Annotated in this window: 12 protein-coding genes, 1 tRNA gene and 1 riboswitch; of the genes, 6 read left to right on the forward strand and 7 right to left on the reverse strand. The window is 73.5% G+C overall.

All coding sequences use genetic code 11. The annotated features are described in order from the left end of the window. Window positions 1–106 precede the first annotated feature (106 nt). From IEZ17_RS35300 to IEZ17_RS35315, 4 genes are all read left to right on the forward strand, one after another. Window positions 107–829: a hypothetical protein gene (locus IEZ17_RS35300; protein ID WP_189307471.1), complete on the forward strand. Its 723-nt coding sequence runs from the start codon at window positions 107–109 to the stop codon at window positions 827–829. 273 nt (window positions 830–1,102) lie between these two features. Further along, window positions 1,103–3,316, forward strand: a complete 2,214-nt coding sequence (locus IEZ17_RS35305) for a DEAD/DEAH box helicase (RefSeq protein WP_189307473.1) — start codon at window positions 1,103–1,105, stop codon at window positions 3,314–3,316. 313 nt (window positions 3,317–3,629) lie between these two features. Continuing rightward, window positions 3,630–3,702: transfer RNA gene (locus IEZ17_RS35310), tRNA-Lys, on the forward strand. A 397-nt stretch (window positions 3,703–4,099) separates the two neighbouring features. Next, entirely contained in the window at window positions 4,100–5,179 is a 1,080-nt protein-coding gene (locus tag IEZ17_RS35315) for a PP2C family protein-serine/threonine phosphatase (protein WP_229852954.1), read from the forward strand. A gap of 32 nt (window positions 5,180–5,211) precedes the next feature. On the opposite strand, the gene IEZ17_RS35320 is transcribed toward IEZ17_RS35315, so the two are convergent. Beyond that, complete coding sequence (locus IEZ17_RS35320; protein ID WP_189307475.1) at window positions 5,212–6,417, reverse strand: DUF2332 domain-containing protein; 1,206 nt, start codon at window positions 6,415–6,417, stop codon at window positions 5,212–5,214. A 452-nt stretch (window positions 6,418–6,869) separates the two neighbouring features. Beyond that, window positions 6,870–7,009, forward strand: a riboswitch (cyclic di-AMP (ydaO/yuaA leader). Between the two features lie 11 nt (window positions 7,010–7,020). Here IEZ17_RS35320 and IEZ17_RS35325 point away from each other — a divergent pair. Both IEZ17_RS35325 and IEZ17_RS35330 read left to right on the forward strand, forming a co-directional pair. Continuing rightward, window positions 7,021–8,244: a M23 family metallopeptidase gene (locus tag IEZ17_RS35325; protein WP_229852955.1), complete on the forward strand. Its 1,224-nt coding sequence runs from the start codon at window positions 7,021–7,023 to the stop codon at window positions 8,242–8,244. A 179-nt stretch (window positions 8,245–8,423) separates the two neighbouring features. Next, the gene (locus tag IEZ17_RS35330; RefSeq protein ID WP_189307479.1) at window positions 8,424–9,365 is read left to right on the forward strand and encodes an aldo/keto reductase; all 942 of its coding nucleotides are present in this window, start codon (window positions 8,424–8,426) and stop codon (window positions 9,363–9,365) included. A 107-nt stretch (window positions 9,366–9,472) separates the two neighbouring features. On the opposite strand, the gene IEZ17_RS35335 is transcribed toward IEZ17_RS35330, so the two are convergent. The 6 genes from IEZ17_RS35335 to lhgD form a co-directional block, all read right to left on the reverse strand. Continuing rightward, a complete protein-coding gene (locus tag IEZ17_RS35335) occupies window positions 9,473–9,775 on the reverse strand; it encodes a hypothetical protein (RefSeq protein WP_189307481.1) in 303 nt (100 codons plus the stop codon). A 121-nt stretch (window positions 9,776–9,896) separates the two neighbouring features. Further along, window positions 9,897–10,928, reverse strand: a complete 1,032-nt coding sequence (locus IEZ17_RS35340) for an aldo/keto reductase (RefSeq protein ID WP_189307483.1) — start codon at window positions 10,926–10,928, stop codon at window positions 9,897–9,899. Window positions 10,929–10,936: 8 nt separating this feature from the next. Beyond that, on the reverse strand, window positions 10,937–11,401 hold the full coding sequence (locus IEZ17_RS35345) for a MerR family transcriptional regulator (protein WP_189307484.1): 465 nt from the start codon (window positions 11,399–11,401) through the stop codon (window positions 10,937–10,939). 128 nt (window positions 11,402–11,529) lie between these two features. Beyond that, entirely contained in the window at window positions 11,530–12,909 is a 1,380-nt protein-coding gene (locus IEZ17_RS35350; RefSeq protein ID WP_189307486.1) for a PrsW family glutamic-type intramembrane protease, read from the reverse strand. Between the two features lie 128 nt (window positions 12,910–13,037). After that, window positions 13,038–13,976 (reverse strand): tRNA (guanosine(46)-N7)-methyltransferase TrmB, encoded by a 939-nt coding sequence (gene trmB, locus IEZ17_RS35355; protein WP_189307488.1) that lies wholly within the window; start codon window positions 13,974–13,976, stop codon window positions 13,038–13,040. A 470-nt stretch (window positions 13,977–14,446) separates the two neighbouring features. After that, window positions 14,447–15,658 carry an L-2-hydroxyglutarate dehydrogenase gene (gene lhgD / locus IEZ17_RS35360; RefSeq protein WP_189307490.1) on the reverse strand — a complete coding sequence of 404 codons (1,212 nt, stop codon included), beginning with the start codon at window positions 15,656–15,658 and terminating at the stop codon, window positions 14,447–14,449. Window positions 15,659–15,787 lie beyond the last annotated feature (129 nt).

Genomic DNA, 15,787 nt, shown 5'->3' on the forward strand with positions numbered 1-15,787 from the left:
CGGGCGGGCGGTGCGCGTGTCCTCAAGCGGGGGGCGGGAGTTGGGCAGGGCGTCCGTCGCCGCCGTCCCTGCGCTCCGGATCCGGAGGTCCCCTGCCTTGCGCCCGATGCCCGCCCGCCCTTCATCGCCCCCCGACCGGCCGGCCGCGGATCCCCCCGACCGGCCGGCCGCGCCGCGGTCCACGCTGTCGTCCGGGCGTCCGCTGGCGCGGGCCGCCGCCGCGGCGGCGACCGTCTCCGTGCTCGCCGCCTCACTGGCCGGCTGCATGAGCGTCAGCGAACCCGGTCCCCCGAAGCCGTCGGGCAGTGCCGCGCGGCACGGCGACGGGAAGGGCGCGGCGCCCAGCCCCGGCGGGCTCGCCGCCGACGGGCGCGGCAACGGGCCACGGCGGACGGGGCACGGCCCCGGGCGTCCGGCGGGCGGCGACGCGGGCGCGGGCCGCGCGGGCGAGAGCGGGCCGTCGGCGGGTGCGCCGCCCTCGTCGTCGCCGGCCGCGCCGGCGGAGCCCGAGCAGCCGGCCAAGCCGTCCGGCCCCCAGCCCGGTGCGGGGCGCGGCGGGTCCGGTGGCCGGGGCGGCGCCTCGGTGCCCCCGCAGCCGTCGCCCTCCCGGCCCGACCGGCCGTCCGCCCCGGCCTCGCCGAGCGCCGGCGTGCCGAGCGGGCAGCCGTCCGGGCCGTCGCGCGGACCCCAGCCGTCCGGCAGTTCGCAGGCCTCCGGGCCGTCGCCCGCGTCGCCGATGGCCTCGCGTGGTGCGCACTCGTCCTCGTCGGCGGCCTCTTCGCCGTCGCTGTCGTCGCTTCCGGCGCCGCCGATGGAGTGGGACGCCTGAGGGGACGACCGGGGCTCATGGGGTCGTACGGGGGCCTCGGTGCGGGGGCAGGAGAGGGCGCGGGGAGCGGGTGGCCGGGAGGCCATTTGCCTTCCGGGGGGCAGGGTGCGTATGGTGGTAGATCGTTTGATCCCATTTGCCCGGCGCCAGAAAAGAAGCGCGCCGCGTGGCGCGTTCTCTCCCTTGCCGTGGCTGACCGCATAGAGGCGGTCTTTGCGAAATCACACGGAGTTGTGGGCGCGTGCCGAGACTCCGGAAGGTTTCGCATTTCGCATGTCCATTTCCACTGATCACTCCGTCCTGCCCGCGTTCGACGAGCAGCCCGCTCCCGACGTGGCCGAGGCGGCAGAGCCCGAGACGGCCGCTGCCGGCGCCGACACCGTGACGTTCGCGGACCTCGGGCTGCCCGAGGGCGTCGTCCGCAAGCTCGCGCAGAACGGTGTCACCACCCCGTTCCCGATCCAGGCCGCGACCATCCCGGACGCGCTGGCCGGCAAGGACATCCTCGGCCGGGGCCGCACCGGCTCCGGCAAGACCCTCTCCTTCGGTCTGCCGACCCTGGCCCGGCTGGCCGGTGGCCACACCGACAAGAAGAAGCCGCGCGCGGTCATCCTCACCCCGACCCGTGAGCTCGCGATGCAGGTCGCGGACGCCCTCCAGCCGTACGGCGACGTCCTCGGCCTGAAGATGAAGGTCGTCTGCGGCGGTACGTCCATGGGCAACCAGATCTACGCCCTGGAGCGCGGCGTCGACATCCTCGTCGCCACCCCGGGCCGGCTGCGCGACATCATCAACCGCGGTGCCTGCTCCCTGGAGGACGTCCAGGTCGCCGTCCTCGACGAGGCCGACCAGATGTCCGACCTGGGCTTCCTGCCCGAGGTCACCGAGCTGCTGGACCAGGTGCCCGAGGGCGGCCAGCGGATGCTGTTCTCGGCCACGATGGAGAACGAGATCTCCACGCTCGTGAAGCGCTACCTGACCGACCCGGTCAGCCACGAGGTCGACAGCGCCCAGGGCAACGTCACCACCATGACCCACCACGTCCTCGTCGTGAAGCCGAAGGACAAGGCACCGGTCACCGCCGCCATCGCCGCCCGCAAGGGCCGCACGATCATCTTCGTCCGCACCCAGCTGGGCGCCGACCGGATCGCCGAGCAGCTCGTCGAGGCGGGCGTGAAGGCGGACGCGCTGCACGGCGGGATGACCCAGGGCGCGCGCACCCGCGTCCTCGCCGACTTCAAGGACGGCTACGTCAACGCGCTGGTCGCCACCGACGTCGCCGCCCGCGGTATCCACGTCGACGGCATCGACCTGGTCCTGAACGTCGACCCGGCCGGCGACCACAAGGACTACCTGCACCGCTCGGGCCGTACCGCCCGCGCCGGCCAGTCCGGCACCGTCGTCTCCCTGTCGCTGCCGCACCAGCGCCGGCAGATCTTCCGCCTGATGGAGGACGCGGGCGTGGACGCCTCGCGCCACATCGTCGGCGGCGCCGGTACCTTCGACGACGACGTCGCCCAGATCACCGGCGCGCGCTCGCTCACCGAGGTCCAGGCCGAGTCGGCCAACAACTCCGCCAAGCAGGCGGAGCGCGAGGTCGGCGAGCTCACCCGCGAGCTGGAGCGGCTGCAGCGCCGCGCCGCCGAACTGCGCGAGGAGGCGGACCGGCTGACCGCCCGCGCCGCCCGCGAGCGCGGTGAGGACCCGGCGGAGGCGCTGGCGGCGACCGCCCAGGCCGCCGCGGAGGCGGTGGCCGAGGCCGCGGCGGCGGTGCCCGAGCAGGCGACGGGCGAGCGCCGGTCCGCCGACCGCCGCGACGAGCGGGGCAACTTCGAGCGCCGGGAGCGCCGTGACGACCGGCGCGACGACCGTCGTGACGAGCGTTCCGGTGGCCGTTCCTTCGAGCGCCGTGACGACCGCGGTGGCTTCGGCCGGGACCGTGACCGGGACCGTCGCGACGAGCGTTCCGGCGGCCGTTCCTTCGAGCGCCGCGACGACCGCCGCGACGACCGGGGCGGCTTCCAGCGCGACCGCCGTGACGAGCGCCGTGACGACCGCGGTGGCTTCGGCCGGGACCGCGACCGGGACCGTCGCGACGACCGCTTCGGCGGCCGTTCCTTCGAGCGCCGTGACGACCGCGGCGGCTTCGGCCGGGACCGCGACCGCCGCGACGAGCGCTCCGGTGGGCGGTCGTTCGAGCGCCGCGACGACCGGGGCTTCAACCGCGACCGCGGCGACCGCGGCGACCGTCCGGCCCGCCCGTTCAACCGCGACGACCGCTCCGGCGGGCGCGCCTCCGGCGGTTACCGCTCCGGTGGCGGCGACCGCCCCTTCAACCGCGACGACCGCTCCGGCGGCCGTCCGTCTTCCGGCGGCGACCGCGGCGACCGTCCGTACGGCCGGCGTGACGACCACCGCGGCTCGGGCAGCGCGGCCGGCTCCTTCGGCCGCCGCGAGGACAAGCCGCGCTGGAAGCGCAACGGCTGATCCCCGAAGCGCGACGGCCGATATTCGGCCATAGCTCCCGCAGGGCCCGTACGGTGCGCAAGTGCCGTACGGGCCCTGCGCGTTGGCGCAGGTGGCGGCGTAGGGGCGGGCGGGTGCGGCAGCTCGGTGACGGCCCGCGCGCTCGCCCGGGCCGGCTCCGGCGAGCCCGTACGGGAAGCGTGCGGGACGGCTGTTTCGGGCCTCTCGCGGCACGCGGGACACCGCGGCTCGGCCGACGGCGGCGCGCCGCTGATTGGCCGGATAGCCCATGCCTTCGGGCTGCGGGACGTCCTCGGGCTATGCTGCTCGGTGCGGGCCATTAGCTCAATTGGCAGAGCAGTGGACTTTTAATCCATTGGTTCAGGGTTCGAGCCCCTGATGGCCCACCGCATCCCTCGCAGGACAGGCCGCCTGACCTGCGGTTCAGTGCCCCGACCGGACATCACCGGCCGGGGCGCTTCGCTTTTCCTGTCCCATGCGTGCGCGATGCGCGAGCGGACGGCGTGGCAGGCGCCGCGTCAGATACCGGGCGGGCGCGGCGAATGCGGTGCGCGGCGGCGCCCCCGTATTGACCCGTCCGGCCGCCGAGGACTCGCCGCTCGGCTTCCGTACCGGCAAGCCTTGGGGGACGGTGTTCGTTCGTCGGCACGAGAGGGTGCCCCGCGGAGGGGGAGCCTGTACGGGGCGCGGCCGGGCGGACGGAGTGGGAAGAGGCCGGTGCGGATGCGTCGAGGCGGCAGAAACCGCACGGGCGACCGGGAGAGGCGGGCGCGCCGGGAACAGATGTCCCCGCTCGGTCGACGCCTGGCGCGCTGGCTGCCCGCCGCGCTGATCGTCGGCGGCGTGGTCTTCGACTTCGTCACGCCGCCCCAGTACACCGCGGCTCCGTTCCTCTCCGCGGCTCCCCTGGTGGCGGCCCCCCTCTACACCCTGCGGGCCACCGCCGTCACCGTCGTGGCCGCCGTCCTCAGCGAGATCTGGGTCGTGACGTACCACGGCGAGAAGGACTACTACGAGTCGGTGACCGAGGCGGTCACGGTCGTCGTGGTGGCGCTGCTGGCGCTGGGTATCAACCGGGTCGTGCGGTTGAGCGACGCCCGGCTGGCCTCCGTACGGGATGTCTCGGAGGCCGCCCAGCGGGCCGTGCTGCCCGCGCCGCCGGAACAGTTGGCCGGGTTCTCGGTCGCCGCGCGCTACGTGGGCGCGCGGGCCGATGCCCGGATCGGCGGCGATCTCTACGCGGTGCAGGACACCCCGTACGGGGTGCGGATGATCGTCGGCGATGTGCGGGGCAAGGGCCTGGAGGCGGTGGAGGCGGCGGCGGTCGTCATCGGTGCCTTCCGGGAGGCGGCGGAGCAGGAGGCCACCCTGGAGGCGGTGGCGGGCCGGCTGGAACGCGCGCTCAAACGGGAGGGCGGGCGCCGCGACGGGCCCGACCGGCACGAGGGCTTCACCACCGCCGTACTGGCGGAGATCCCCGCCGACGACCGGGCCGTGGTGCGCGTCCTGAACCGCGGCCACCCGGCCCCTCTGCTTCTCACCCCGGACGGCGGCCTACGGGAGCTGATGCCCACCTCGCCCGCGCTGCCGCTGGGGTTGAGCGATGTGGCCGGCTGGCCGGACCGCTCGGACGAGACGTTCTTCCCGGCCGGGGCGCTGCTGCTCCTGTTCACCGACGGGGTGACCGAGGCCCGGGACCTGCTGGGCCGGTTCTACGACCCCTGCTGCCGGTTGCGCGGCCGGCACTTCGCCGGGCCCGACGACCTCCTGGAACTGGTTCTTGAGGATGTCGCCCGGCACGCGGGCGGGGCGCCGGCGGACGACATGGCACTCCTGGCGGTGCAGCGGCCCCTGGGGGGATAGGGCCGCCGCCGCGCGTCCTGCGGACTCCCGATTCACCGGAGCGGGGGCCGGAGCCAGTGCAGGCTCCGGCCGTGCGGTCCGGTGAGGGCGACCGGGCGCTCGTCCAGCGCGAGCGTCAGCGGCAGCGCGTCCTGTGGGCCGAGGGATGCGTGTTCCGGTGCGGTAATCCAGGGCAGCACGCTGTGGTGCTCCTGGGAGATCCAGTGCCCGCCGCCGTCCCGCTCGGCGAGCAGCGACCGCACCTGCCGCGCGAACTCCTCGCGCCGGGCGGGAGGAAGGCAGGCCAGTACGGTGCTGTGGAAGACGACGAGCGTGGCCTCCGGCGGCGCCTGGGCGGCCAGCGCCGGCAGTTCGTCGACCAGGTCGCCGCGCACGATACGGGGGCGGGGCACCGGCCGTACCGCCTCGACGGCCGCCGACAGCCGCGCCGTGCGGTCCGCGTCCCCCGGCCATACGAGGGCCTGGAGCCAGCGGAGGTCGTCCGGCTCCCCGACCGGGTCGAGCGGGTTCAGGCCGATACCGGCGCGCCAGACGATGTCGGGGAGCGCACCGGGCGGGACCGCGCCGTCGTTCCCGGCGCCCGCCGCCCCGCTCGTACGGCAGGTGAAGGTCACGGGGCTGTCCGGGGCGCCGGCCTCCCTGTACGGCGTCCCGTGGGGGCCGGCGGCGTCCGGCCCGGAACCGGAAGAGGGACCCGAACCGGAAGAGGGGCCGGTACCGGAAGAGGGGCCGGAACCTTCCGCTTCCTGTCCGACGTAGCGGTAGCGGTAGCGGTCCGGGTGCAGGCACAACCCGGCCGAGGCGCCGACCTCCAGGAGGGCCAGCGGCTGCGGCAGGCGGGCGAGCAGCGGCAGCAGGGTGGCGCAACGGGCCGGTTCGTCGGTCTGGGCGGCGCGGCGCATGATCACCGCGCGGACCTCGTCCCAGTGCCGGATCGTCCACTCGCGCCAGCGCCCGTAGGCCGCCTCGCCGCGCGGGCCCAACTCCGCGTGCGGGCCGTCGAGATAGCGGACCGCGGCGAGCAGCAGACTCGGCTGCTGCTTGTCGCCGGCGGGCAGCGAGCCCGACAGCAGGCCGCAGAATTCGGCGTCCTGGCTGATCCGTGCGGTCAACTCTTCGTGGGGGGCGGAGCGTCCCCGCGCCTCGTGCCGGGAGAACTCCCCGTGCCGATTCGCCACTGCCCGAGCGCTGTTGACGGTGTTCCCGGCGTTCCCGGTGTTCACGACGTTGACGACCATGATCCGACGGTACTGCTCTCACGCTCCGTGTTCGCGGGGCATCCCTCCGCATAACAACTGACACACCATCACCGCAAGATCATGTGGCGCGGTGCCGGCGACTCGCCCTGCTTGCGCCTGCGCTGGTGGCAAAAGTCCATGCCACAGCTCGTACGGAGCGCAGGCAAAACCCGTGCGGATTCGCGGGAACGCTTGGTATTCCGCCGCCGTCTCTATTACTGTCCGATAACGGAGCGCGGTTGTCCCAGCCGTCGCCAGTGGCGGCACCGCGCGCCGACGCCGAATCCCGTATGCGCTGTTTCCGTATGTCCAGCACCGTTCCGCATCACTCCGAACTGCTCGCGCGCGCCCGTCTACAGGGCCGTAAGGAGCCGTGAAGAGCCGTACGGAAATGCACGTCACTGCACAGGGTCGCCCGACGGGGCGCACCTGAATCCGCCGTATCTGCCTGGAATTGCGCAGCACCGTGCCAAGGGAACCGGGGAACCACCACCTTGGGGTGAATCGGACGCCTCTCGCCAGGGGGCGCCCGTAGGAGACCTTCCTGCTCCGAACCCGTCAGCTAACCCGGTAGGCGAGAAGGAAGGAAAGGAGTGCGCCCCCGTGGCGTCCAACAGGCCCGCCCCACACGCCCCGTCCGCCTACGACTTCGCCGGTCCGGGGCCCCGCGACGGCGCCCACGGCATTGATGGCTTCGCCGCTGATCTCCCCGAAGCGGGCGACGGGCGAGGCGCCTACGAAGACCCCGCCACCGCCCCGGGATTCGCCGCAGCCCAGGACGGCGTGTCCGGCGACTTCGAGGGCGACGGCCCCTGGGAGGAGTGGAACCCCACCGAGGAGTCCGTCCGCCCCGTCCGCGGCAAGCACCGGGTGGCCAAGCAGCGCAGCGGCGGACTCGCCCGCGGCGGAACGGTCCTGGGCGTCGGCGTCATCGCGGCGGTCGGCGCCGGAGGGATGGCCACGGCCGAGGGCCGGCCGCCGGTGCCGATCTCGATGCCCGACCTCGGCGGGATGGCCGACGACCTCGCCGGCAAGCTCCCGGACGCCGCATCGCTGCCCGGCATCGGCTCGCTCCTCTCCGACGGCGGGGGCGCGAAAGCGTCGTCGGCCGCCGGTACGGACGCCCCGTCCGCCCCCGGAGCGGACCCGGCCACCTCGTCCGCCGGCACCTCCGGCCCCCTCTCCCGAGCGGGTGTGACCCACCACGAAGCCGCCCGGGGCGCGGACGCGGCCGAGGCGCTGCGCAGCCGGATCCTCCAGCAGGCCGATGCCCGGCAGGGCGCCGCGGACCGGGAAGCGCGCCAGACCGCGGAGCACTCGGCGATCCAGGAGGCTGCGAAGGACGCGACCGTGCACCAGAAGACGGCGGAGCAGGCCGCTGCCGCCAAGAAGGAGGCGGCGGCCGAGGCCGCCCGCCTCGCCGAACTGGCGAAGAGCTTTGTCGTCCCGGTCTCCTCGTACACCCTCACCGCGAGCTTCGGGCAGGCCGGCGACCACTGGGCGGCGAACCACACCGGACAGGACTTCGCGGCGCCAACGGGCTCACTGGTCAAGGCGGTTCACTCCGGCACCATCACCAAGGCGGGCTGGGCCGGTCCGTACGGCTACCGCATCGTCCTCACCCTCGACGACGGCACCGAGCTCTGGTTCTGCCATCTGTCCTCGATGGTGAAGACCTCCGGCAAGGTCACCACGGGGGACGTGATCGCCCGCGTCGGCGCCACCGGCAATGTCACCGGCCCGCACCTCCACCTGGAGGTGCGCCCGGACGCCGGCGCCCCGATAGACCCGATGCCGTGGCTGCGCGATCAGGGGGTCGGCGTCTGACGTGCGGGCGCACGCCCCCGTGGCATGCGCGGGGGCGGAATGCCCGGGCCACCCCGGGGCGTTGCGCCGGCGAGGCGTTGCGGTGACGAGGTGATCGTCGCGGTGACGAGGCGATCGTTGCGGCGACGGGCCGACGGCGGGCGGGAATAACTCCCCGCCCGCCGGCGCTGAAACGCGGTATGACCCACACCCCCAAGACCATCGGCTCGCTGTCCGTCTCCCCGCTCTCCCTCGGGGGCAATGTCTTCGGCTGGACCGCCGACGAGGCGGAGTCCTTCCGTGTGCTCGACGCGTACGTGGCCGGCGGGGGGAACTTCATCGATACTGCCGACGCGTACTCGGTGTGGGTGCCAGGCCACAAGGGCGGCGAGTCCGAGACCGTCATCGGCAACTGGCTCGCGTCCCGGGGCAACCGCGACGAGATCGTGATCGCCACCAAGGTCGGCGCCCACCCCGATCTCAAGGGCCTGTCCGCCGCCACGATCAAGACCGCGGTCGACGAGTCCCTGACCCGTCTCCGTACGGACTACATCGACCTCTACTACACCCACTACGACGACGAATCGGTCGAGGTGGCGGAGTTCCTGACCGTCCTCGACGAGCTCGTCCGCGCCGGCAAGGTCCGGGAGATCGGCGCGTCCAACATCTCCGCGCAGCGCCTGGACGAGTCGCTGGCCTTCTCGGACCGCGAGGGCCTGGCCCGCTATGTCGCGATCCAGCCGCACTACAACCTGGTCTCCCGTGACACCTACGAGGGCGAACTCGCCGATGTGGCCGCCCGCAACGGCGTTGCCGCGGTCCCGTATTTCGCCCTCGCCTCGGGCTTCCTGACCGGCAAGTACCGCCCGGGCGGCAGCGTCGACAGCGCCCGCGCCGGGAAGGCCGCCGAGTATCTGGCCACCGATCGGGGCCGGCGCGTCCTCCAGGCCCTCGACACGGTCGCCGCCGCCCACGGCGCCGAGCTCGCCACCGTCGCCCTGGCCTGGCTCGCCGCCCGGCCCACCGTCGCGGCCCCCATCGCCAGCGCCCGCAACGTCGCCCAGCTCCCGCCCCTCCTGGCCCACGCCGACCTCACCCTCACCGACGTCGAACTGGCCCTCCTCACCGAGGCATCGGCCTGACGCCCGCTCCCCGACCCGGGAGGGCCGGGGCCGACAGCACCGGTGCGGGGCGGCAACCATCACCGCCCCGCACCACGGACACGACAACCCGGCCCCTGGGGGCGCCGCTACCCCCGTCGGTCCGCCACCGCCCACGACGCCAGCGCCACGCCACCCGCGACCGCGAACACCGAAGGCCACGCCCCGATCTTCTTGGCCAACGGGTGCGACCCCGCAAACGCCGCCACGTAGGCCCCGCTCAGCGCAGCCGCCGCCTTCGTACCGGCCTTCTCCTGCCACCCCTTGGCCGCCACGGCCCCGGCAGCCGCCAACGCCAGCCCGCCCAACGGCCGCTTCTTGGTCCACCGCGCGACGCCGTAACCGGCCACCAGCCCACTCGCCGCGACCACGCTCGTCGGTACACCGGCCATCACAGAAACCTCCGTAATCCGTCCTCTGCCAAGGTCGACTCCATGGAGCCTACGCTCGGGCGCTCGTGAACGTCGCTCGGTCCACATCGGCAGTGCGATGGGGTGGTGGGTGGTTCGCCGGTCAGTTCTGGGTTTCGCGGGCTGCGGAGGTGAGGGACATGTCCGCGTAGCGGTCGCCTGCCACCTGGTGGGCGATCGGTTCCAGGAGGGTCAGCTCTTGGGGGGTGAGGGTGATGCGGGTGGCCGCGGCGTTTTCGAGGAGGCGGCTGCGCTTGCGGGTGCCGGGGATGGGGACGACGGTCAGGCCGTGTGTCCGGGCCCGGTGGTGCACCCAGGCCAGGGCGATTTGTGCCGTGGTGGCGCCGTGGTCGGCTGCGATCTTGTGGAGGGGGGCGAGGAGGGCGGCGTTCGCCTTGGCGTTGTCGCCGGTGAAGCGCGGCAGCAACTTCCGGAAGTCGTTGCCGGAGAGCTCTGTGGTGGCGTCGGCGAAGGCGCCGGTCAGGAAGCCCCGGCCGAGTGGGGAGTAGGGCACGAAGGCGACGCCGAGTGCGGCGGCTGCGCCTACTGCGCTGTGTTCGACGTCCCGGCTGAAGACCGACCATTCCGATTGGAGGGCGGTGATGGGGTGGATGGCGTGGGCTTCGCGGAGTTCGGCGCCGGTGACCTCGCTGAGGCCGAGGTGTTTGATCTTGCCTTCCTGGACGAGTTCGGCCATGGCGCCGATGGAGTCGGCGAGGGGGATGGCGGGGTCGCGGCGGTGCATGTAGTAGAGGTCGATGACCTCGACGTCGAGGCGGCGCAGGCTCGCTTCGACGGCCTTTTTGATGTAGGCGGGGTCGTTGCGGATGGCCCGGTAGCCCGGGTCGTCGGCGCGGTATTCGATGCCGAACTTGGTGGCCAGGGTGATGTCGTGGCGGTGTGCGGCGATGAAGGGCGCGAGGAATTCCTCGTTGGCGCCGACGCCGTACATGTCGGCGGTGTCGATGAGGGTGACGCCGGCTTCGACGGTGGCTTCGAGGGTGTCGCGGGCTGCGCTGTCGTCCGTCTGGCCATAGGCGGCGCTGATGCCCATGGCGCCGAAGCCCTGGATGCCGACGAGGGGGCCGCCGGTGCCCAGTTCGACCTTGCGGATCTGTGCGGTGGTGTTGTCCATGGTGGCGCTCAGGCCCTTTCCGGCGCCTGGCGGGCGCCCGCATAAAAGTTGATCTTGGCGTCGAGTACGGCGAGCGTGTCCTGTAGTGCGGCGATGCGTGTGGCGACCTCGTGTCGGGTCTGTTCCAGGATGTCCTGGCGTTCGCCGTAGGTGGCCTCGCCTCGGTGGACCAGTTCCGCGAAGCGGACCATGTCGGCGACGGGCATGCCGGTCAGCCGTAGTTTGCCGACGAAGGCGAGCCAGTCCAGGTCCCTGTTGTCGAAACGGCGTTGGCCGGTGTGCGAGCGCTCCACGTGCGGCATCAGGCCGATCTGTTCGTACCAGCGCAGGGTGTGTGCCCTGAGCCCGGTGAACTCCGCGACCTCGCTGATCGTGTAGCGGTCCTGGCCGTCGGGTCGCGGATGCGCCGCTCCCGCGGACACGCAGGCGTCCACGGGGGGCGACGTCACGGGGGTGCTGTCGATCACCGTCATGCCGACAACGCTAGAACCTTCAAGTGCACTTGAGGCAAGTGCTCTTCGCGCTGCACCTCCTGGGCCGGCCGCGTGCGCCGGCCCTCACGCAAGGGGCCGGCCTCCGCGCAAGGGGCCAGCCTCCGCGCTCAACCGGGCGATCGGTCTGCCTCGTCCACGAGTGAGGCGGCGGCCGGCCCGTCCTCCCCCGCCTTCCTCCCCTTCCGCGTGTTCCCCGCCTTCCGTACCTTCGGCGTCTCCTTCCCCTTGTTTCCCTCCCGGTTCGCCAGGGCCTGGATCAGGGCCGGTTCGGCCCATGGGCGGTAGTGCCACAGGAGGTCCAGCAGGTCGCGCTCGCGGGCGGCGAAGTCCGGGGTGGCGCCCGTCAGGTGGGCGCGGCGGCGGTGGAAGGAGAGGGAGGTGGCCAGGGCGGTGTATTCGGTGACGGTGCGGGCGGCGGTGGGGCCGTGGGTGCGGCGGGCGATGTCGCGGGCCAGGGCGCGGGTTTTGAGGGAGGCGAGGGCGGTGGGTTCGGCGGGGGCGAGCCAGCCGGCGGTGATGTACGGGGCGAGGTAGGCGTGGAGGGAGAGGAGTTCCTGGTGGCGGGCCCAGAGGGCGAGCCAGGTCACGACGAGGAGGACGGGGACGATGAACAGGCCGTAGACGGTGAGGAAGCCGCTGTCGCCGAGGCTGGAGGCGGCGTTCCAGACGGAGTGCAGGAGGATCGCGGTGGTCAGGCCGAGGACGGCGAGCGCGGCGCGGGCGGCGCGGCGGCGGGGGTAGCGGGTCGCGGCTATCCCGAACGCCAGGCCGGTGAGGATCGTGAAGAGGGGATGGGCGAAGGGGGAGACCACGATCCGTACGAAGAAGGTGCCGGCCGTGAGGGAGCCCAGCCCGCTGTGTCCCAGGGACCGGTCCTCGCCGAACGCACTGCCCAGATAGAGGATGTTCTCGGTGAAGGCGAAGCCGGTGGCGGTGATCCCGGCGATGACGATGCCGTCGGTGATGCCGTCGAAGTCGCGGCGCCGGAAGCGGTAGAGGAGGAGGATCGCGGCGGCTTTCACCACCTCCTCGATGACCGGCGCGATGACGGTCGAGCCCCATGTCTCGGCTTCGGTGGGGGACGCGGAAGCGATGTTGGTGGCCAGCCAGTTGGTGGCGAAGCCGTTGGCCAGGACCGCGACCAGGGTGGCGGCACAGGCACCCCAGGCGAAGGCGAAGGCCAGGTTCCGCCAGGGCTCGGGCTCTATGCGGTCGAGCCAGCAGAACGCCGAGATGAGCAGCGGCACCGGGAAGACCGCCAGGCCGAGGCCGACCAGAAAGCCTTCGGTGCCGGTCTGGCGGCGGACGATGCCGATGATGAGCACGCCGGAGAGCGCGAGCAGCGAGGCCAGCGCGATGGCGCGGACGGTCTTGCTGTGCCACGGCGCGGGCCGTCGCCCCGGCCGGGGCCCGGGAGGGGGCTCGGCGTACGTGTACGGGGACGGGCCGGGTGAGCGCTCGGGGAGCGGCGGCGGGGACGGGTACACCCATAGACCCTAACGAGGGGCGCCCGCATTACGCGCGGATGGCGGGAAGGCGACGGTTGGCGGTCGGTCGGGGGTGGGAGCCGGTAACGGGGCCGGATGATACGGCCGGCCCGCGGCCCGAGCGGGCCTCAGCCGCGGCGCCGGAAGAGCAGGTCGTGGACGACATGCCCCTTGTCCAGGCCCTGGCCCTCGAACTTGGTGAGCGGGCGGAAGTCCGGCCGGGGCGCGTAATCGGGGTGCAGATTTTCCAGCGTCGGCTCGGCGGAGAGCACCTCCAGCATCTGCTCGGCGTACGGCTCCCAGTCGGTCGCGCAGTGCACCAGGGCGCCGGGCGCGAGCCGGGTGGACGCCAGCGCGATGAACTCCGGCTGGACGAGGCGGCGCTTGTGGTGGCGCTTCTTGGGCCACGGGTCGGGGAAGTACACGCGCAGGCCGGCGAGCGAGCCGGGGGCCAGCATCTCGCGCAGCAGGATGATCGCGTCGCCGTTGGCCACCCGGATGTTGGACAGGCCGTTCCGCTCCGCGAGACCGAGCAGATTGCCCTGGCCGGGAGTGTGCACATCGCAGCCGAGAATGCCGGTGCCCGGGTCGGCGGCGGCCATCTGCGCGGTGGCCTCCCCCATGCCGAACCCGATCTCCAGGACGACCGGCAGCCCGCCGAAGAACGCGTCGAGGTCGATACGGGAGAGCCCGTCGATGTCCACGCCCCACTTGGACCACAGCCGGCGCAGCGCGTCGGCCTGGGAGGGCGAGACGCGGCTGCGGCGCGGCTGGAAGGAGCGGATCCGGCGCTCGTGGTGCGAGCCCGCGGGGTCGGCCGCCGGGCCGGTCCCGTCCGGGAACATCGGCTTGCCGCGCCGGGGCACGGCGGCGGAGGCGGCGGTGGCACCGAGGGGGCGGGGCTCGCCGGCCTCAGGCGCCGGGGCGGCTGGCCGCTCTCCGGGAGCGCGGCCGTCCGCGTGCGTGGCGTGCCCGTGAGCATGCGCCACGGCGGTGGCCGCGGCGTCGGCGCCCAGGGCGTCGGCTTCGGGGGCGGTGGTCTCGGGGGTGGTGCGGTTCTCGGACACAGTGTGTCGATTCTACGGATGGTGGGGCGGGGGAGGGGACGGGAGCGCTATCGGGGAGGGCCGTACCGGAGGTCTCCACGGGAGGGCTGTCGGGATGGTCGTACGGGAGGGCTGTGCGGGAAGGCGCCCGTAGCGCGCCGGCGCCCGGGGTGCGCCGGCGGACGAGCATCTGTACGGGGGCGCCTGGAGGGCGCACGGGGCGCACGTTCCGGAAGGAAGCGGGCCGCCCTGGCGAGGGGGAGGACCTGCTCTGGGGGGACCTGCCTCGGGGAGGACCTGCCCTCTTCCCCGGCCGGTCGCCTCTACGACTGCGGGTCGCTCTACGACTGGCGGCCGCTCTACGACTACCGCTCGCCCCGCGGATCCTGGTCACGCCCCCGGTCCCCGGCCGCTCTACGACGAACGCTCACCCCGCAGACCCTGGCCGCGCCCCCGGTCCCAGCCCCCGGCCGCCCCAGCCGCGCCCCCGCTCACCCCCGCAAGACCCCCGTCACCCGGCGGGCCACCTCCCGGCCGATGGGGAGGGAAGCCGTGGCGGCCGGGGACGGTGCGTTGAGGACGTGGATCATGCCGGGGGTCTCGGCGAAGAGGAAGTCGTCGACGAGGGTGCCGTCAGGGAGGACGGCCTGGGCGCGGACACCGGCCGGGGAGGGCAGCAGGTCCTCCTCCCGGGCGGCGGGGAGCAGCCGGCGGACCGCGTCCGTGAAGGCGCGCCGGGACAGCGACCGGCGCAGTTCGCCGGCGCCGTAGCGCCAGTGGCGGCGGGCTATCCGCCAGGCGCCCGGATACGCGAGGGTGCCGGCCAGGTCGGCGGGGTGGACCGTGCGCCAGTCATAGCCCTCGCGGGCCAGGGCGGGGACGGCATTCGGGCCGATGTGGACGGCGCCGTCGATGCCGCGGGTGAGATGGACGCCCAGGAACGGGAAGGCCGGGTCGGGGACCGGATAGACCAGCCCGCGGACGAGGGCAGCGCGCTCGGGGGCGAGCGTGAAGTACTCGCCGCGGAACGGGACGATCCGCATCCCGGGGGCGTCGCCCGCCAGCCGGGCGATGCGGTCGCAGTGCAGGCCGGCGCAGTTGACCAGGGCGCGGGCCCGGTAGACCGTGCCGGCGGCCGTACGGACCGCGACCCGGCCGGGGCGGCGGGCGATGGTGGTGACGTCCTCGCCGTACGCGATCCGGGCGCCGTCCTCCTGGGCGAGGCGGCCGAGCTGCCGGGCCACCGCGCCGAAGTCGCAGACGCCGGTCGTGCCCACATGGATGGCGGCCAGTCCGCGCACCTCGGGCTCGTACTCGGCTATCTGGGCGGGGCCCAGCTCGCGCACCGGCAGGCCGTGCTCCCGGCCGCGCTGGATGAGGCCGTGCAGCCGGGGGAGCTCGCTGCGGTCCGTGGCGACGATGAGCTTGCCGGTGACCTCATGGGGGATGTCGTGTTCGGCGCAGAATTTGACCATTTCCGCCGACCCCTGGAGGGCGAAGCGGGCCTTGAGCGAACCGGGCGGGTAGTAGATCCCGCTGTGGATCACGCCGCTGTTGCGTCCGGTCTGATGGCGGGCCGGTCCGGGCTCCTTCTCCAGCACCACGACGCGTATGCCGGGCACGGCGCGCGTCAGGGCATGGGCCGTCGACAGCCCCACGATCCCGGCACCGATCACCAGCACATCGCAGTCGTACGCCGCCACTGCACCTCCCCAACCGCATGCTCGCGGGCCTGCCCGTCGCCGCGGCCCCGCGCATCATCGCCGACGACGTACTCCATCATGACCGGCGGCACTGACAACGCGGTCCTGCCGCCACCGCTACCCCGCCGG

Source organism: Streptomyces albospinus, from assembly GCF_014648695.1.
Classification (GTDB): Bacteria; Actinomycetota; Actinomycetes; order Streptomycetales; family Streptomycetaceae; genus Streptomyces; species Streptomyces albospinus.